This is a genomic window from Candidatus Omnitrophota bacterium, from assembly GCA_041650805.1.
In the GTDB taxonomy this organism is placed as follows: Bacteria; Omnitrophota; Gorgyraeia; order 2-01-FULL-45-10; family 2-01-FULL-45-10; genus JBAZKM01.
In genome coordinates this window covers 63,868-82,643 of sequence record JBAZKM010000008.1, presented here as the reverse complement: position 1 = coordinate 82,643, position 18,776 = coordinate 63,868, and the positions used below count along the sequence as shown (strand labels likewise).

The 18,776-nt window shown below is 55.6% G+C and carries 17 protein-coding genes; 15 read left to right on the top strand and 2 right to left on the bottom strand.

Features of this window, described 5'->3' with window-relative positions:
• The 6 genes from WC515_06880 to WC515_06855 all read left to right on the top strand — a co-directional run bounded on the left by WC515_06880 (position 1) and on the right by WC515_06855 (position 9,280).
• On the top strand, positions 1 to 822 hold the full coding sequence (locus WC515_06880) for an FkbM family methyltransferase (protein MFA5147078.1): 822 nt from the start codon (positions 1 to 3) through the stop codon (positions 820 to 822).
• Complete coding sequence (locus tag WC515_06875) at positions 819 to 3,878, top strand: fused MFS/spermidine synthase (GenBank protein MFA5147077.1); 3,060 nt, start codon at positions 819 to 821, stop codon at positions 3,876 to 3,878. The genes WC515_06880 and WC515_06875 overlap by 4 nt, the downstream gene beginning before the upstream one ends.
• 92 nt (positions 3,879 to 3,970) lie before the next feature.
• Positions 3,971 to 4,408 (top strand): MarR family transcriptional regulator, encoded by a 438-nt coding sequence (locus WC515_06870; GenBank protein ID MFA5147076.1) that lies wholly within the window; start codon positions 3,971 to 3,973, stop codon positions 4,406 to 4,408.
• Entirely contained in the window at positions 4,405 to 5,709 is a 1,305-nt protein-coding gene (locus tag WC515_06865) for a TolC family protein (GenBank protein ID MFA5147075.1), read from the top strand. The genes WC515_06870 and WC515_06865 overlap by 4 nt, the downstream gene beginning before the upstream one ends.
• Positions 5,696 to 8,824, top strand: a complete 3,129-nt coding sequence (locus WC515_06860) for an efflux RND transporter permease subunit (protein ID MFA5147074.1) — start codon at positions 5,696 to 5,698, stop codon at positions 8,822 to 8,824. The genes WC515_06865 and WC515_06860 overlap by 14 nt, the downstream gene beginning before the upstream one ends.
• A gap of 150 nt (positions 8,825 to 8,974) precedes the next feature.
• Complete coding sequence (locus WC515_06855) at positions 8,975 to 9,280, top strand: hypothetical protein (GenBank protein MFA5147073.1); 306 nt, start codon at positions 8,975 to 8,977, stop codon at positions 9,278 to 9,280.
• Positions 9,281 to 9,311: 31 nt separating this feature from the next.
• Here WC515_06855 and WC515_06850 read toward each other — a convergent pair whose 3' ends face one another.
• Positions 9,312 to 9,863: an XRE family transcriptional regulator gene (locus tag WC515_06850; GenBank protein MFA5147072.1), complete on the bottom strand. Its 552-nt coding sequence runs from the start codon at positions 9,861 to 9,863 to the stop codon at positions 9,312 to 9,314.
• Positions 9,864 to 10,021: 158 nt separating this feature from the next.
• Entirely contained in the window at positions 10,022 to 10,252 is a 231-nt protein-coding gene (gene rpmB / locus WC515_06845) for a 50S ribosomal protein L28 (protein MFA5147071.1), read from the bottom strand.
• A gap of 45 nt (positions 10,253 to 10,297) precedes the next feature.
• Between rpmB and recG the strand changes: the two genes are divergently transcribed.
• Genes recG through fabD form a run of 9 tightly spaced genes read left to right on the top strand, consistent with a single transcriptional unit; the run spans position 10,298 to position 18,756 of the window.
• Entirely contained in the window at positions 10,298 to 12,391 is a 2,094-nt protein-coding gene (recG, locus tag WC515_06840) for an ATP-dependent DNA helicase RecG (GenBank protein ID MFA5147070.1), read from the top strand.
• A gap of 30 nt (positions 12,392 to 12,421) precedes the next feature.
• Entirely contained in the window at positions 12,422 to 13,015 is a 594-nt protein-coding gene (rsmD, locus tag WC515_06835; protein MFA5147069.1) for a 16S rRNA (guanine(966)-N(2))-methyltransferase RsmD, read from the top strand.
• Entirely contained in the window at positions 12,975 to 13,475 is a 501-nt protein-coding gene (coaD, locus tag WC515_06830) for a pantetheine-phosphate adenylyltransferase (protein MFA5147068.1), read from the top strand. Before rsmD ends, coaD begins: the two co-directional genes overlap by 41 nt.
• A 3-nt stretch (positions 13,476 to 13,478) precedes the next feature.
• A complete protein-coding gene (gene pta / locus WC515_06825; GenBank protein ID MFA5147067.1) occupies positions 13,479 to 14,468 on the top strand; it encodes a phosphate acetyltransferase in 990 nt (329 codons plus the stop codon).
• Positions 14,469 to 15,620, top strand: a complete 1,152-nt coding sequence (locus WC515_06820; GenBank protein MFA5147066.1) for an acetate kinase — start codon at positions 14,469 to 14,471, stop codon at positions 15,618 to 15,620.
• A gap of 1 nt (position 15,621) precedes the next feature.
• The gene (gene rpmF, locus WC515_06815; GenBank protein ID MFA5147065.1) at positions 15,622 to 15,822 is read left to right on the top strand and encodes a 50S ribosomal protein L32; all 201 of its coding nucleotides are present in this window, start codon (positions 15,622 to 15,624) and stop codon (positions 15,820 to 15,822) included.
• A gap of 31 nt (positions 15,823 to 15,853) precedes the next feature.
• A complete protein-coding gene (gene plsX, locus WC515_06810; GenBank protein MFA5147064.1) occupies positions 15,854 to 16,843 on the top strand; it encodes a phosphate acyltransferase PlsX in 990 nt (329 codons plus the stop codon).
• A 3-nt stretch (positions 16,844 to 16,846) separates the two neighbouring features.
• Positions 16,847 to 17,833, top strand: coding sequence for a beta-ketoacyl-ACP synthase III (locus WC515_06805; protein ID MFA5147063.1), 987 nt, complete (start codon positions 16,847 to 16,849; stop codon positions 17,831 to 17,833).
• Positions 17,827 to 18,756, top strand: a complete 930-nt coding sequence (gene fabD / locus WC515_06800) for an ACP S-malonyltransferase (GenBank protein ID MFA5147062.1) — start codon at positions 17,827 to 17,829, stop codon at positions 18,754 to 18,756. Before WC515_06805 ends, fabD begins: the two co-directional genes overlap by 7 nt.
• Positions 18,757 to 18,776 lie beyond the last annotated feature (20 nt).

Below are 18,776 nucleotides of genomic sequence, written 5' to 3'. Positions count from 1 at the left end.
ATGGCAAAATTCAACAGAGTATTATCGCGCCTCGTACCGCCGGGGCCCGTCAAAGATATCCTGAGAAGCGTCTACTATCGATCCTACTACAATCTGAGACATGCGAAAGATAACGGTTTTCGCATGTACTATGAGAGGGGGCACTATAAGTTCTCGTTCGATAATGGCGTTGTCTTCAAATGCCATACCGATATCTCTGATGAGCTGAAGAGGACCCTGCCCGGATACCTGGCCAGATACGGATTAAAGAAAGGCGATACGGTCATCGATTGCGGCGCTTATACGGGCGAATTCGCTCTATATGCCGCTAAGGCGGTCGGGGATGACGGCATGGTCATAGCGTTTGAGCCGGATCCATACGCATGCAAAAAGATAGCGGAAAATCTCAGTTTGAACAGATCGAAGAATATGCTGTTGGTCGAGAAAGGCGTATGGTCGAGAGAGGATAAGATAAGATTTGCGGGAGGGACACAGGGCGCGAATCTCTTTTCGGAGAGGCTGGCTGATAACAAAGCCCTGCAGGATGTGGATGTCACGACGCTTGATGGGGAGTTGCGGAAACACGGCGTGACAAAGGTAGATTTCATAAAGATGGACATAGAGGGCGCAGAGATAGAGGCGCTTAAAGGCGCCGGAGAGATACTGGGGAAGAATAACGTACATCTCGCCATAGCATCATACCATGGAGTCGGCGGGCAACAGACATATCATGAACTGGAGAGGATGCTCAAAGGATATGGGTATGATGTCGAGACGGGATATCCGTCCCATCTGACGACTTATGGATGGAGACGCGATCAATTAATCAAGGAGAAGAGATGAATACGAGCGGTGCCGGCAGGGTAAGATCGGTCTTATATTTACTATTCTTCCTATCGGGGATAGCAGGGCTCATATATGAGGTCCTGTGGAGCCGGTATCTTTCGCTTATATTCGGCAATACGACCTACGCCAATACGCTCGTCCTGGCCACCTTCATGGGAGGATTGGCCCTGGGCAGCTTCTTCTTCGGGAAGTTCGTGGACAGGGTCGGCAATAAGCTCGCGCTGTACGCATGGGTGGAGATGGCAATAGCCGCATTCTGTATCATCACCCCAAACCTCCTCGTCTTCTCAAAGAATATCTATGTGGAGGCGGCGAAGGGGCTCCTAGTCCCGCCGCTGGGTATGGTGGCCCTGAAGTTCCTGATAGGCGCCCTCATAATGCTCCCGCCGACCATACTGATGGGAGGGACGCTCCCCATCTTGAGCAAATTTTTCGTCCAGGCAATATCCGAGCGGGGCAAGGTGGTGGCGCGCCTCTACTATATAAACTCTTTCGGCGCAGTCGTCGGCACATTCCTTGCCGGGTTCTACCTGATATACCATTTCGGGCTTGCCTTCTCGGTGACCATAGCCGCCCTCGTCAATTTCGCCGTAGGTTTCACCGCGTTCCTGCTCAGCAAGAGGTATGAGGCGGAGGCCCGCGCCGTCCCGGCCGCGGACACATTCGAGGAGAAGGACTATTACGGGAAAGATATAGTGACCATAGCGGTCATTGCCATATTCATCTCCGGTTTCGTCTCGATGCTGTACGAGATCGTCTGGATACGCCTCCTCTCCATGATACTCGGCTCCTCGACGTACTCGTTCTCGCTGATGCTGGCGGCGTTCATCTCAGGTATAACGATCGGCTCTTTCATCATATCGAAGAAGATGCCGAGGCCCGGCAGGACGTTCCTCTATTTCGGCCTGTGCGAGCTGGCTATAGGGCTTTCCCTCGTCCTAACGCTGCCGTTCTACGAAAAACTGCCGCTTCTTTTCGTGCACCTCTCCTGGATATTTTCGAGGAACGCGGAGACCTTCGTATTATACAGGATGTCGCAGTTCCTATTCTCGTTCCTGGTGATGTTGCCGCCGACCATATTCCTGGGGATGTCGCTTCCCCTGGCGTGCAAGATAGGGTCGCGCGCGTACGAATTCCTCGGCAAGAAGGTGGGCGGGGTCATCGCATCGAATACGGCCGGGAATATATCGGGCGCACTGGCCGCGGGGCTGGTGCTCGTGCCGCTTCTCGGCCTGAGGCACGCGCTGGAGCTCGGGATAGTGACCAACCTGGCGCTCGGCGCCGTCATGGTCTTCAAGGATGCGACTATGGCCGTGAGAAAGAGGTTCTTCACCGTCCTGGCGTGCGGTGCTATTTTCATCGCGTATGAGCTCACCGCCGCGGACTGGAACAAGGGCAATTTCAGCGCACAGATATTCAGGCGCAACATGAGCCCGAGGCAGTTCAATGACTTTGTGAAGAGGTTCGATAAAAAGGATATACTCTTTTATGAGGATGGGCTGAACGATACCGTCTCGGTGATAAAGCCGGAAGGAAAGCTATTCCTCTTCGTTAACGGTAAAGCTGACGCCTCGACCGACCGTGACATGGCGACCCAGATACTCGCGGCGCACATCCCGCTCATCCTGAAGCCGGAGGCGAGGGACATCCTCCTGGTCGGGCTCGGGAGCGGTGTCACCTGCGGTTCGGCGCTCGTACATCCGATCGGACGCCTCGACGTAGTGGAGATATCGCCTTCCGTGGTGAAGGCGAGCCGGTACTTTTCGGAATTCAACCACGATCCTCTGGATGACGCGCGGCTCCGCCTTTACGTGGAGGATGCCAAGACCTTTCTCCAGCGGATAGACGACAGGTATGACATCATAATAAACGAGCCCTCGAACCCGTGGATGGGGGGCATAAGCGGGTTATTCTCGACGGAGTTCTTCACCGACTGCTACAGGCGCCTCAACGATGGCGGCCTGATGGTCCAATGGGTGCAGGCATACGAGATGGACGATGAGACGTTCGAGATGATACTCAGGACCTTCTCGTCCGTATTTCCCGAAGTGGCCATATGGAGCACGGGTGTGAATGATGTCATACTCGTCGGGTCAAAGGAGAAGCATGCGGCGGACCTGTCCGGATCGGAGAAGAGGATGCTCCTGGAAGGGGTGCGGAAGGACCTGGAGAGGATAAAGATAGAGAGCCCGTCGACGTTCTTCGCCCTCCAGCTCTCCTCGGGTATAATGGAGCGCGGCGTGATAGAGAGGGCGGGGCCGGTGAACAGCGACTACTTTCCCGTGCTCGAGTACCGGGCGCCCCTCGGCCTCTATACCGACTCCACGATAATCGACTTCCTGAAGAATATCGATGAAAGGCGGCTGCCTTTAAAGAAGGGCGGCCTCCTGCTTAAGGGCTATCTCGGAGAACGCCCGCTGGGGCAGGGCGAATACGCAAACCTATATGAATTTATATCCCAGGAGAACGCTCGTTATAATACAGATATACTGCCTGCCCTCGCGGCAAAATGGCACGAAGAATATCCGGACGACATAGAAGGGAGTATCGCTTACGCTTCCCATAATAGGGCCTCGCTCGAAGATGCCGTGGATACCATGGCAGACGTTGTAGAGGCGGACAAGAGCTTCGATAACCTCGACTTCTACGCCAAGCTGCAGCTGGAGAGGTATCTCGTCATGCGCTCGTTCCTGACGCCGGAGGCGGCCGATGAGGCGGTGGCGGGCCTCGCAAGGTGCATCGAGCTTTCAGGAGGAAGGCCGGCGCGCTTTTATCATATCGCAGGGAAGGTCTTCTTCAAGGGTGCGGAATACGGGAGGGCCATAGAATATTTCGCGAAGGCCGAGTCGTCCGCGCGTTCCGCCGGCGAAGCCGGGGAGAGGGAGATAGACCGGGCCGACCTCATGAACGATATGTGCATGGCATACCTTAAAGAAGGCGACGTCGATAGGGCGCTCCAATATGCGGAGAAGGCCCTGTCGGAGGACGGAGACAACGCCCGTGCCCGCGAGATCATAAAACTGATCGGCTTCAGGATAAATTCCCGCCGTTAAAAAATGATCAAAAAAACTTGACATGGCCGGCCGCAGATGCTATACTTCACAGAATTGATAGTTAACATACTTAACTATTAAGGAGATTAAGCATGTCAAATATATCGCTTGCGGAGTTCGCGGACAGGATGACCGAGATCATGAGCATCATATCCCGGGAGTTCATGCGCCAGCAGTCGAGCACGTTCTACAAGGTAAAGGTAACTATGCCGCAGTTCGTCATACTCAATTTCCTGAAGAGGGAGGGCGAGTTGACGATGACCGAGATAGCCCGCTTCCTGAACGTCACCACGGCCGCGGTGACCGGCATCATCGACCGCCTGGTGAGAGAGAGGTACGCCGTAAGGATGAGCGACCCGAAGGACCGGCGCATAGTGAGGATAAAGATGACGCCTAAAGGGACAAGGGTCGTCGACAGCATACACCAGCACCAGCACAGGATGCTCATAGACATCTTCGGGAGGATAACGCAGGAAGAGCGCGAGCAGTATCTTAAGATACTTATGCATATACGGGAACACCTGAAATGAATCGTATAATAAAGGCCCTGGCGGTCTCTTTCCTTATATTAGGTTGCGGCGCGGGATACGCGGCGCAGGAGGATCTGCGCGCCGAGCCCCTGACCCTTTCCGAATGCTACGACCTGGCATTGAAGCAGAGCGAGCTTATAGCGATAAACGCGGACCTCATCAAAGAGACAGAGGCGCATTTCCTGCAGGCGCTCTCCATCATGCTCCCGCACGTCTCATTCATATCGACCGATAGCCAGGAGCAGGAGCCGGAAGATAAGGGCACGACATTCTCGACCCTGAAGCCCACTAAGAGTTCCTCCAGGAGATTAAATGTCACCGAGACGCTCTTCAGCGGATTCAAGGCCTTCGCCGCCATGAAAGGGAGCGGCTATGAGAAGGAACAGCGGACGAAGGAGAAAGAGCGCGCCGAGCAGCTGCTTATGGTGGACGTCGCGAACGCGTTCTATCTCCTGATGGAGGAGAGGGAAGATATCAAGGCCCTCCTGAATATAAAGAAGGCGCTCATAAACCGCATAATAGAGCTCAGGAAGAGGGAAGACCTCGGCAGGTCGAGGCCGAGCGAAGTCGTAAACGCCAAGACACAGCTGTACAGCGTAGATGCCACCATCGATGTCGTCAAGAGCCAGGAGATAGTCGCGCGCCAGCTGCTCGAATTTTTGGTCGGAAGGTCCGTCGGGAGGGTGGCCGATCCATACGATATACCGTCTTCCCTGATGCCGGAGGAGTATTATGTGGCCAGGTATATAGTCCGGCCGGACGTCGAGGCGGCCAGGTACGCGTGGCAGTACGCCGAAAAGGCGGCCGATGTCGTGGACAGCGATTTCCTGCCGACCGTAAGCGTGGAGGGGAATTACTATACGCAGAGGACCGCGTTCAATAAAGGGACGGACTGGGATGTGATGCTTACGCTGGACGTCCCGATATTCGAAGGGACCGAGGTCCTCGGCCGGTCCAAGGAGGCCGCGCTGAAAGCGCACGAAAGTTCGCTGGAATTCGCGAGGTTAAAGCGCAAGACGCCGTACGACATAAAGGACGCGTACGTGAAGCTGAAGACAGCCATGACGGTGCACGATACCCTGAGGAAGGCCTTCGCCACAGCAAAGCTTAACTATTACCTGCAGAGGAAGGACTACGAGCGGAGTCTGGTGAATAACCTCGATGTATTGACCGCGATACAGACGCTTGAGGACGCGCAGAGGAACTACATCCACGCGCTCTATGAGGCGAAGCGCCTCTACTGGCAGCTCCTCGTCGCCGCCGGAGAAAACATAAAGGAAGGACCGCATGACACTTTCTGACCTGTCCATCAAGAACCCCGTATTCGCGTGGATGCTCATGGCTGCCCTCATGATATTCGGTTTCATCAGTTACACGCGCCTCGGGGTCAGCCAGCTGCCCGATGTCGATTTCCCGGTCGTATCCGTGAGCATGACGTGGGAAGGCGCGGCTCCCGAGGTAATGGAGACGGACGTCGTAGATATAGCGGAAGACGCCATGATGAGCATCCAGGGGGTGCGCGAGATATCATCATCCATACAGCAGGGCTCGGCGAGCATCTCGATAGAATTCGAGCTGGGGCGCGATATAGACGCCGCTGTCCAGGATGTCCAGACGAAGATAGACCAGGCCCAGAGGCAGCTCCCGAAAGACCTCGACCCGCCCATAGTGACGAAGGTCAATTCGGAAGACCACCCCATAATAATGCTTGCGGTATCTTCGAAGACGATGCCGCTTCGCGACATAATGTCGTACGTGCAGGACCACCTGAAGAACCAGTTCGCCATGTTGAGCGGCGTCGGCGATATATTCCTGGGCGGTTTCGTCGACAGGAACCTGAGGATATGGGTGGATGCCGATAAGCTCGATGCCTATCAGTTCACGGTGAAGGATATCATAGACGCCGTCCAGGCGGAGCACGAGGAGCTGCCGGCCGGACGCATAGAGACCGCCGTCAAGGAATATAACGTGAGGGTCATGGGCGAGGCGCGGACCACGACGGAGTTCGAGAACCTCCTCCTGCCCAAAAGGTCGGGCCAGCCGGTGTTCAAACCTCTGTACCTGAAAGAGGTGGCGACGATCGAGGACGGGCTGGCCGACATCCGGCGCATAGCCCGCTCGGACGGCGAGCCGACGGTCGCCCTGGGCATACGGAAACAGCGCGGCGCCAACGAAGTGGAGGTGGCGCATAAGGTCCTAAAACGGCTGGAGGAGATCAAGAGATATATCCCGAAAGAGCTGAACGTGAGCGTCAGGTTCAACCGCACCAAGTTCAGCGAGGACTCCATAAACGAGCTTGTCTTCACCCTGGTCCTTTCGGCCATAGTCACTTCTCTCATATGCTGGCTCTTCCTGGGCTCATGGAGCGCCACGTTCAACATATTGCTTGCCATACCGACGTCGATACTGGGCGCGTTCATGGTAATAAATTTTCTCGGTTTTACGCTGAACACGTTCACGGTGCTGGGGCTCTCGCTTGCGATAGGTATCGTAGTTGACGACGCCATCATGGTACTGGAGAATATCGTCAGGTACAGGGAGAGGGGTGTCGAAAAAGTAGAAGCCGCCAGGCGGGGCGCCCGGCAGATCACATTTGCCGCGCTCGCCGCGACCATAGCCCTGATCGCCATATTCCTGCCCGTCGCTTTCATGAGCGGTATCATAGGAAAGTTCTTCTTCCAGTTCGGCGTCACGATCTCGGTGGCGGTGGCGCTCTCGCTTCTGGAGGCGCTGACGCTGGCGCCGATGAGATGCGCGCAATTCCTGGAAGTGGGCTCAAGGCACACCGCGATAGGCAAGGGTATCGACAGGAGTTTTAAATGGCTCGCCGCCAAATACCATACCCTGCTCGGGATGGCCCTGAATAAGCGGGCCATGGTGATAATAGCCGCCGTACTCTTTTTTATATCCTCGATCTTCATCATTAAGCTGATCCGCAAAGAATTTTTGCCGTCACAGGACATGAGCATGTTCATGCTGCGGCTCCAGACACCGGTCGGTTCCGCGATCACATTCACCGACGAGAAATTCAAGGTGGCGGAGAAGTTCATCATGTCGAGGCCCGAATTGCTCGGGTACTTCTCGCTGGTCGGAGGTTTCTCAGGCAGCGAAGCGAACTCCGGCGTTATGTTCATAACCTTCAAGGAGCCCAAAAAACGGCCTGTCGTCCCGCCGGCCAGGCACCCTCTGTCCCAGAGGGAGCTTATGGACCTCTTCCGCGCGGAACTGAACAGGATCCCCGACCTGAAGGTGACGGTCCAGGACCTGTCGCTCTCCGGGTTTTCCGCGCAGCGCGGCATGCCTATAGAGCTCTCCGTAAGGGGACCCGACTGGGAGAAATTGGGTGACTATTCCGAAGAGATACGCCAGCGTATGAGTAAGAGCGATCTCATGACCGACGTCGATACCGACTTCCTGGAGAAGATACCCGAGATAAGGGTCGAGCCTGACCGGAGCAAGGCGGATGAGCGCGGTGTGAGCGTCGACAGCATAGGGGATGCCGTTAACGCGCTGATCGGAGGGCAGAGGATAGCCAAATATACGAAGGACGGCCGGCGTTACGATGTGAGGATACAGCTGGTGCCTTCCCAGCGTACGGAGAGGGAGGACATCGAAAAGTTATGGGTCTGGAATAACAGGAACGAGCTCGTCCAGCTTAAGGATGTGGTCAATATCACCCAAAAGCTGACGCCGCTCACCATCACCAGGCGCAACAGGGAGAGGGCCATATCTCTCTTCGCTAACGTCGCGCCCGGCAAATCACAGACGGACGCTATTGCGCAGGTGGACCGGATAGCAAAAGAGGTTCTCCCTGCCGGATACCGGGTAGTCTTCGGCGGAAGCACCCAGACCTTCAAGGAATCGTTCGCGACGCTCGTCCTGGCGTTCTGGCTCGGTATCATCGTCGCCTATATGGTCCTCGCGTCACAGTTCAACAGCTATCTCCATCCGCTCTCTGTGCTGGTTGCCCTGCCATTCAGCATATCCGGAGCGTTCATAACGCTCTTATTGGGCGGCCAATCGATGAATATATACAGCATCATCGGCATAATACTCCTGATGGGCATAGTTAAGAAGAATTCTATCCTCCTGGTCGATTTTACGAACCAGCAGCGAGACCAGGGGCTCGATGTCAGGTCAGCCCTGCTGAAGGCGTGTCCTATAAGGTTACGCCCGATACTCATGACTTCTATAGCCACAATATCCGCAGCGATCCCGCCGGCCCTTGCCATGGGGCCCGGCGCCGAGACCCGCATACCGATGGCCATCACCATCATCGGCGGTGTCATCGTCTCCACGCTATTCACTCTCTTCGTAGTGCCGTGTGTATACAGTCTATTTTCAAAGATAGAACGGAAGCGCTACGGCGTGAAGTTTGAGGAGATAGAGGATAGAGAGGACGCGGTCCTGTCATAAATTTCCACCTATTTTGTTATCCACCTTTTTAGCATAACCAATTTACAATAAATGTGTTATGTCTATTAAGATTTAACAAATATCGGCACGATTTTTGCTTGCTATTGATTATTCTAATTCCTGTGTTATACTTACTTGGTTTAGGACAAAATGATCTCATTCCGCTTGGCAAATTTTGAATGGCGGTCGCTTGGCAGAGGGGAAGGTGAGAATGAGATGAGGGTGCTGATAGTGATAGAGCAAAGCCCGAAACAGAGGTTCCTCGTCACTCTTCACACGAAAGAGATCGCTGAAGAAGTGAAGGATCTCGTAAGGAGAAAAAGGCATTCTCAGGCCATGGCCACGGCCTTTTCAAGGGGTAGGTTGGAGAGAGAGGTCCTGCACCACGAAGTGTCGGGACTGAAAGTCGACCTGATCCTATCCGGCGAAACCGCGAACTGGGATCTTATGAAATAAAAAAGTGAGGGGTAATCTCCCGGTTTTGGCCTTAGAGAAGCGGAGGGCAGGCGACGCAGATGATACGGGCGTCACCCCTTCCGGTGTTGGTGAAGTAGTGAGGTATGGCAGATTCGAAATAGAGCGTGTCGCCTCTGGCCAGGTTGTATCGTTCCTCTCCTATAGTCGCCTCAAGGTTGCCTTCCAGGACGTAAATAAATTTTTCAACTCCTGTCTTTGTCTCTTCTTTTTGTGTTGTCCCGCCTTTATGTATCTTTACCAATAGAGGCATCATCTTCTTGTTGGCTGTTTTGGAGACGAGCATCTCTACGGATGAGCTCTTGGTGTGGCGGAGCACATCTGTCTTGGTCTCTTTTGTACGCCTTTCGACCTCTCTTTTGCTCAGGGCAAGGCTACTATATAGGTCAGGCAGGGAGATCTCGAGCGCTTTCGCTATGCTAATGTGTGAATCGAGGGTGCCGGTCATCTTGCCGTTCTCCATCCGGCTCAGCGTGGCGAGGGCGACGCCCGATGCCGCGGAGAGCTCCGCGAGCGTCATCTTCTTGTCCTTCCGTAACTTATGTATGATTTCTCCGATATTCATATTTTTTCCTTCCTAACCAAAGTATATCACGATTTTAGTTTTTGTCAAGATTTGTTGATTATTCAGAAAGTACACAGATGATCACAGACGGGAGGAATGGGCCCGGTCACACAGATTATCGTAGATATGATTGAAATATCGGGGACGGTGTGTTAGAATTAAACGGCTTTTGTGACTTTGCCGGCCTTGAGGCACTTTACGCAGACGGTGATCCTCTTCGAGGCGCCGTTGACGAGCGCCCTGACCGTCTTAAGGTTGGGAAGAAACCTGCGCGCCGTGATTCCGGTTATCTTCTGGCCGACGCCGCCTTTCTTCTTGGCCAGGCCGCGACGGACGATGGTCCTGCCGGCTACCGGTTTCTTGCCGCAGATCTCGCATATTTTTGACATTTTTTATACCTCTCGTTTGGGCAGTATACTAACATAGCTCAATAGATGATGCAAGAGAAAAATATTAATTTAAAGACACCGGTGAGGTATTTCAAGGGGGTAGGGCCGAAGAAGAGCGCGTACCTGGCGAAACTCGGCATAGAGACGGCGCTCGACCTGCTCTACTACCTGCCCGCGAAGTACGAAGACCGCTCAAGCATAGCGGCCATACGCGACCTGAAGGAAGGCGCGCCGGCCACCGTGCAGGGCGAGGTGATAACCCTCTCATCGCGCACAACGAAGAGCGGCATGCCGTTCTTCCAGATAGCCGTCACGGACGGCACGGGGTTCATCCACGCCATATGGTTCAACCAGCCGTATCTCAAAGATCATTTCAAACGCGGGCAGAAGGTGGTCCTGTACGGCAGGGTCGAGCGTTACGATAAGCTGCAGATCGTCCAGCCGGAGTACGAGATAGCCGAAGAGGGGGAGAAAGATTCGATAAACGTCGGCCGGATCGTCCCGATATATCCGCTCACAGCGGAGATCACACAGCGGTATATGCGTTCCCTTACACACGCGGCCCTCTCCGATTACGGGAAGGCCCTCGCCGAGAAGCTGCCGACATATATCATCGCCCGCGGCCGCCTTGTGGACGTGAAGTTCGCCATACGGAATATACATTTTCCGACAACGCCCGACGCCCTCGACAAGGCGTACCGCAGGATCGTCTTCGAGGAGTTCTTCCTGCTCCAGCTGGCGCTCGCATTGAAGAAGAAGGGGATAAAGGAGGCCGTGGCGGGTATAGCCCACAATGTGCGCGGAGAGCTTATAGACACTTTCAGGGATTCTCTCCCGTTCGAACTTACCGCAGGGCAGAATAAGGCGATCGCCGATATAGAGCGCGACATGTCGTCAACGAAACCGATGAACCGTCTCCTCGAAGGGGATGTTGGGAGCGGCAAGACGGTGGTGGCCGCGCATGCGCTAGTCCTGACCGTCCAGAACGGCTTCCAGGGGGCAATAATGGCGCCGACGGAGGTACTGGCGCGCCAGCACTTCATCGTCCTGAGCGAGCTCCTGATGCCGCTCGGGATAAACGTCGTCCTCCTGGTGAGCGGCATAGAGGGCGGGGCGAAGTCGCGGATATATACAGAGATAGAAGAGGGCAGGATGAATGTCGTCGTCGGCACGCATGCCGTGATACAGGAGGACGTCAGGTTCAAACGGCTGGGGCTCGTAGTCATAGACGAACAGCACAAGTTCGGCGTCACGCAGCGCGCCGTCTTGAGGGAGAAAGGGTATAACCCGCATGTCCTGGTGATGACGGCGACCCCGATACCGCGGACGCTCGCCCTTACGGTATACGGCGACCTCGACATATCCGTGATACGGGAGATGCCGAAGGGTCGTAAGCCGATAGTGACTTACTGGGTCGAAGAGGCGAAACGGGGCAGCGTCTACTCATTTGTTAAGGAGGAACTGGCGAAGGGGCGCCAGGCGTATGTGGTCTGCCCGCTGATCGAGAAGACGGCCAGGAGCTTGGAGCTGGGAGCCAGGAGCCTGGAGGAAACGTTTGACAAATTGAAGAACGAGATCTTCACAGATTTCAAGGTGGGGCTGCTTCACGGGAAGATGTCGACGAAAGAAAAAGACGCGGTGATGAAGGATTTCAAGAAAGGGAAGACAGCCCTCCTCGTCTCGACGATAGTCATCGAGGTCGGTATAGATGTCCCGAACGCGACCGTGATGCTCGTGGAGAACGCCGAGCGGTTCGGGCTGGCCCAGCTCCACCAGCTGCGCGGCAGGGTCGGCAGGGGCGAGCACGAGTCGTACTGCATCCTCCTCGCGGACCCGAAGACGGAGCGGGCGGCCCAGCGGCTCAAGGCCGTCGAGGGGACGCTCGACGGGTTCGAGATCGCAGAAGCGGACCTCGACATACGCGGCCCCGGAGAATTTTTCGGGACGAAACAGCACGGCCTTCCCGAGATACGGTTCGGGAATATCATTAAGGACTTCGATATCATGGAGCTTGCGCGTAAAGAGGCGTTCGCGCTCGTGGCACGCGACCCCGGTTTCAGGGAAGAGCACCACAGGGCGCTCGCCGCGAACCTGGCGGAACGGTTCAAAGGGAAGTTCGAACTGGCGAAAGTAGGATAAAACTAGACCCCGGGGGTCTATGGTGGTTCTATGCGGATAATAGGGGGCGAATACAGGAGCCGGCTCATAGCGATGCCTAAGGGCGTCGAGATAAGGCCGACACAGGACAAGGTCAGGCAGGCGATATTCAATATCCTGGGTGATATTTCGGGAAAGAGGGTCCTTGAGCTCTTTGCCGGGACCGGTGCCTTCGGCATGGAGGCGCTTTCCAGAGGCGCCGGATACGTGACTTTCGTCGATAACAACTTCAGGTGCGTCCAGACCATAAAGGCAAACCTCGACTCCCTCGGTGTCGACGGCTCCAGGTACGAGGTTATGAGAACAAATGCCCTGAGCGTCCTGCCGCGGCTCGGTAAAGAGGAGGAGAAGTATGACATCGTCTTCCTCGACCCACCTTATCATAAGGGGATGGCCAAAAAATGCTTGATAAATATAGATGATTATGATATATTATCGCCCATTAGTCTGGTAATAGCCGAACATTTCAAAAAAGACGCCCTTGACGCGGTCCTGAAGCGCCTGATCCTGGACAAGGAACGTAAATACGGCGATATCGTAATAACCGTATTCCGGAAGAAAGAATATGAGCCGAGCGAAAGTAGCGGTCTACCCGGGGACGTTTGACCCGGTCACATACGGTCACATAGACCTTATAAAGCGCGCGTCAAATATATTTGACAGGGTGATAGTCGCGGTCGTGCGAAAACCGCATAAGTCGGTCCTCTTCAGCGTCGAGGAGAGAGTGGCGATGTTGAAGGACGCCGTCCGGGATATGCGCAATGTAGTCGTCGATGAATTCGACGGCCTTGCCGTAGATTACGTCAGGAAGAGGGGCGCCAATGTAGTTCTGAGGGGCCTCAGGATGCTCTCCGACTTCGAATATGAATTCCAGATGGCCCTTACCAACCGCAAACTAGATCCGGGGATAGAGACGATATTCATGATGCCGCACGAGTCGTATTCCTACATTTCTAGCAAACTTATCAAAGAGGCCGCGGGCCTCGGCGCCGATCTCAAAAATTTCTTGCCGAAGAAGGCGAGCGCCCTGTTAAAGGAAAAATTAAAATATAAGAAAGGCAGGTAGGTCTTGACTCTTTTAGAGGAAATCAGGATTAAGGCGGCTAAAAATTTAAAGAAGATTGTCCTTCCCGAAACAGATGACACGCGCACTATAGATGCAGCGAATTATATCCTGGAGAAGGGCATAGCTAAACTTTTACTCGTGGGCAAGGATGAAGTCAGGAAGCTGATAAAGGCGAAGGACCAGAAGAACCTGGAGTTGATCGACCCGGAGAAGTTCAGGGAGACGGCGGGTTTTGCGAACGAATATTATGAGCTGAGGAAGACGAAAGGCATGACGCCGGAACAGGCGGCTGAGGCGATGAGAAAAGATTACCTCACCTTCGGCGCGATGCTCGTGAGGAAGGGCCTGGCCGACGGTTTTGTTGCAGGCGCTAACCATACGACCCCGGATGTCATCAGGGCCGCGCTCAGGTGCCTCTCGATCGACAGGTCGATAGCGGTCGTCTCGGGCGCATTTTTGATGGAGGTGCCGGCCTCGCCGTACGGCGATAAAGGCGTCTTCATATTTTCGGATTGCGGGGTGAACCCCACGCCGAACGCGAGGCAGCTTGCCGGCATCGCGGTATCATCCGCAGACCTATTCAAGCGGCTAGCAGGGACGGCGCCGAAGGTGGCGTTCCTCAGCTATTCGAGCAAGGGGAGCGCGGAAGGCGATGCGGTGAATAAGGTCCGCGAAGCGGTGGAGAAGGCCAGGGAGATCGCGCCGGGCCTGCTCGTAGACGGCGAATTCCAGGTCGACAGCGCTATCGTGCCGGAAGTGGCAAAGATAAAGTGCGCCAAGAGCGACGTCGCCGGGAGCGCCAACGTCCTCATATTCCCGACCCTCGACGCCGGAAACATCTCCTATAAACTGGTCCAGCGGCTTGCGAACGCCAGGGCGGTCGGCCCGCTGCTCCTGGGCTTCACCAGACCATGCAGCGACCTTTCGCGCGGGTGTGACGCGGACGATATAATAGATGCGGTCGCGATAACCGCGCTGAGGGCCATAAATTAAATGTTAATCCTTGTAATCAACTGCGGAAGCTCCTCGGCGAAATACCAGTTATTCGATATCAGGAGGTACCGCTCCCTTGCAAAGGGCGTCGTCGAACGTATAGGGCAGAAGGACCCGCGGCTGCACCACCAGCGCGACGGGCACGGCGGCGTGGACCGGATGGTCGATTGTAAAGATCACCATGTCGCCATCGAGATGATCGTCGACGTCCTGACGGACCCCAGGCACGGCGTCATAAAGTCAAAGAGCGAGATAAGCGGCATAGGCCACAGGGTCGTCCACGGCGGCGAGGAGTTTAAGTCGTCGACCCTCATCACCGGGAAGGTGATACGGTCGGTGGAGAAGTACAGCGATCTGGCGCCGCTCCATAACCCTCCGTCCCTTTTCGGCATAAAGGCCTGCGCGAAGATCCTCGCGGGCATACCCCAGGTAGCCGTATTCGATACCTCGTTCCACCAGACGATGCCGGAGAAGGCGTTCCTTTACGGCCTTCCCTTCAGGTATTATAAAAAATACGGTATCCGGCGGTACGGTTTTCACGGCACTAGCCACAGGTTCGTGGCCGAAGAGGCGGCCCGGGAACTGAAGCGGCCGCCGAAGGCCCTCAAGCTGGTCACCTGCCATCTCGGCAACGGCTGCAGTATGGCTGCGGTCGACAGGGGGGTCTCCGTAGATACTACGATGGGCTTCACCCCTCTTGAGGGGCTCATAATGGGGACGCGTTCAGGCGACCTCGATCCGGCGATAGTATTTTATCTAATGGAGAAGGAGCGCCTTTCGCCGCACCGTATCAACGATATACTCAATAAGGAGAGCGGTCTTCTCGGCATCTCGGGCATCAGTAACGACATGCGGGATCTGTTGAAGTCCTCCAAGCTCCAGGCCCCAGGCTCCAGGCTCGCTAAGCTGGCGATCGAGATCTTTATCTACAGGATCGAGAAATATATAGGCGCATACCAGGCGGCCATGGGCGGCCTGGACGCCGTCATATTTACGGCGGGCATAGGAGAGAACAACCCCTGGATCAGGAAGAGAATAGCTAAGGACCTCGCGAACGTCGTTTCCGGGAAGACAAAATTTCTGACGATCCCGACGAATGAGGAGTTGCTTATCGCGAGGGACACGTACGAGATAATAAAAAAAGGAGTCTGAGATGGCACTGCCTAAACGTAAACATTCGAAGTCGAGGCGCGATAAGCGGCGCAGCGCGAACAGTAAGGTCTATATGCAGAACCTTTCCGTCTGCCCGAACTGCAAAAAGCCGCGCCTCCCGCACAGGGTCTGTCCCCATTGCGGTTTTTACAAGGGGAAGCCGGTGGTCGTGATCGAAGAGAAGGTGGAGAAGAAGAAGTAGGACAAGGTATATTTAACGAAGAGGCTAAGGCATGAAGATAGTCCTTGATGCAATGGGCGGCGATAACGCCCCGGCGGTAGAGGTCGAAGGCGCGATCCAGGCGATGCAGGAGTTCGGGCACGACATCGTGCTGGTCGGCGACGAGAAGCGCATCAATGAGGAACTGGCCAAACACGGAGGCAAACCCGATAAGGTCTCCATACTTCACGCGCCCGAAGTGATCGAGATGAGCGAACCGGCGGCCATATCGGTACGGCGTAAGAGGCATTCCTCGATAGTCGTAGGTCTGGAGCTCCTGAAACACGGCGAGGCGGACTCATTCGTGAGCGCCGGCAATACGGGCGCGGTGGTTTGCGCGTCGACGCTCTCACTGAGGCTCTTGCCCGGCATAGAGCGGGCCGGCATCGCGATCGTGATCCCGGCCCTGACCGGGACCTCGCTCATCATCGACGTAGGAGCCAACATAAATCCGAAGCCGATACATCTGCTGCAGTACGGCATCATGTCGGACGCCTATTCGCGGTATATACTGCATAAGGATGATCCGACCGTCGGTCTTCTCAATGTCGGCGAGGAGGAGACGAAGGGGACGGAGTTCATAAAAGAGGCGCACACGCTCTTGAGCGAGTCGAAGCTGAATTTCATAGGCAACATGGAAGGCCGCGATATCTATTCCGGGAAGGCGGACATAGTATTATGCGACGGGTTCGTCGGCAACGTGATCCTGAAGGTCTCGGAGAGCGTCGTGGACACGATCATGCAGCTCCTGAAGAAAGAGATAAAGTCGAGCATCATAGCAACGGTGGGGGCGGTCCTGTCGAGCTCGGCCTTCAACGAACTGAAGAAGAAGATGGACTACTCAGAATACGGCGGCGCTCCGCTTCTCGGAGTCGACGGCAGCTGTATCATAAGCCACGGGTCATCGTCGCCCAAGGCGATAAAGAACGCGATACGGGTCGCCGCAGAGTTCGTGCGGCAGGATGTGAATAAGCATATAGTCGAGGAATTGGAGAGCTATTGAGATATGTGTGAGACGAAAAAAGTCGGGATCATAGGGCTGGGTGCGTATCTGCCGGAGAAGGTTCTGACCAATGCGGAACTGGAGCGCATGGTCGACACTACCGACGAGTGGATCACGACGAGGACAGGCATCAAGGAGCGCAGGATCGCCCGGAAGGATGAGGCGACGAGCGATATGGCCGCCGAGGCGGCGAGGCGCGCCCTGAGCGACGCAAAGTTGAAACCCGAAGACATAGACCTCATCATCGTAGCTACGATCACCCCTGACATGTTCTTCCCGGCTACGGCCTGCCTCGTGCAGGAGAAGCTCGGCGCGCGCCAGGTCCCGGCCTTTGACATAAGCGTAGCCTGCTCCGGATTCATCTACGGCCTCGCTATCGCCAATCAGTTCATAAGCTCAGGCGCCTACAAGCACGCCCTGGTGGTGGCCGCCGAAAAGCTTTCCTCGGTGACCGACTGGAGCGACCGTTCCACGTGCGTCCTATTCGGCGACGGCGCGGGCGCGGCGGTCCTGGGCCCCGTGGAACGGGGCGGGATACTCTCCGTGCACCTGGGCGCGAACGGCAAGGCGGGCGACCTGATAAAACTTCCGGCCGGCGGTTCGAGGATACCCGCTACGAAGAAGACGATCGAAGACAGGCTCCATTTCATCAAGATGAACGGCGCCGAGCTCTTCAAGCACGCAGTGAGGGTCATGGCGGACGCCGCCCTCAACGCTACAAGGCCCCTCAACCTCAAGGCGGAAGATATAAGCCTTGTCATACCTCACCAGGCGAATATAAGGATACTCGAAGCGGTCGCGAAACGGATGGGGCTTAGCAAAGAGAAGATATACCTTAATATAGAGAAGTACGGGAATATGTCCGCGGCCTCGAGCGCGGTGGCGCTCGTCGAAGCGGTCAAAGAAGGGCGCATCAAAAAAGGCGACAAGATACTGCTCGACGCCTTCGGCGGCGGGCTGACATGGGGAGCGATAGTAATAGAATGGTAGACGCGGCATATATATTTCCGGGGCAGGGGGCGCAATACGTGGGGATGGGCAAGGACCTGTATGGATCATTCCCTGCGGCCCGGGACATATTCGATAAGGCGAACACCCTCCTTAAATTTGACCTGAAGAAGTTATGTTTTGATGGACCGCAGGAGGAACTCGCAACGACCGAGAACAGCCAGCCGGCGATATTGACGACGAGTATCGCGGCCCTAAGGGCATATGAGGCGTCAGGCCTCGCGGCAGAATTCTCTCCTAAGTTCTGCCTGGGCCTTTCACTGGGGGAATATACGGCGCTCGTAGCGGCCGGCAGCATTTCGTTCGAGGATGCCCTCCTCCTGGTCAGGAAGAGGGGGGAGCTGATGGAGGACGCTTCGCGGAAGACGCCTGGCAAGATGGCATGCGTCATAGGCATGGAGCTTCAGGCCGTCGAAGGCCTATGTAAAGGGATCGGCTGCGAGGTCGCGAACCTCAACTGCCCGGGCCAGGTGGTCGTATCCGGCAAGACGACCAATATAGAGCTCCTGGCGAGTTTAGCCAAAGAGAAGGGGGCCAGGAGGGTGTTGATGCTTGAGGTGAGCGGGCCGTTCCATTCCTCGCTCATGACCGGCGCCCGCGACAAGCTGCAGAATTTCATCGACAAAGTCCAGATACTCCCGCCGAAGTGCTCGTTCATAAGTAACGTAGACGCCGCGGTCCAGGCCGACCCCGTGAAGATAAAAGATAATCTTATAAAACAGGTCAATTCGATGACGCTCTGGGAAAGATCGATAAGGGCCGTTGCCGCAAGCGGCATAAAGACCTTCCTCGAGATAGGGCCCGGTCAGGTCCTTAAAGGGCTCCTGAAGAAGATCGACCCGAAGCTCGAAGTCAGGAATATCGGCACCGCAGGCGATCTCCAGCCGCAGACGCAGACCCAATAAACTTGTTTTTCCGCGCCCGC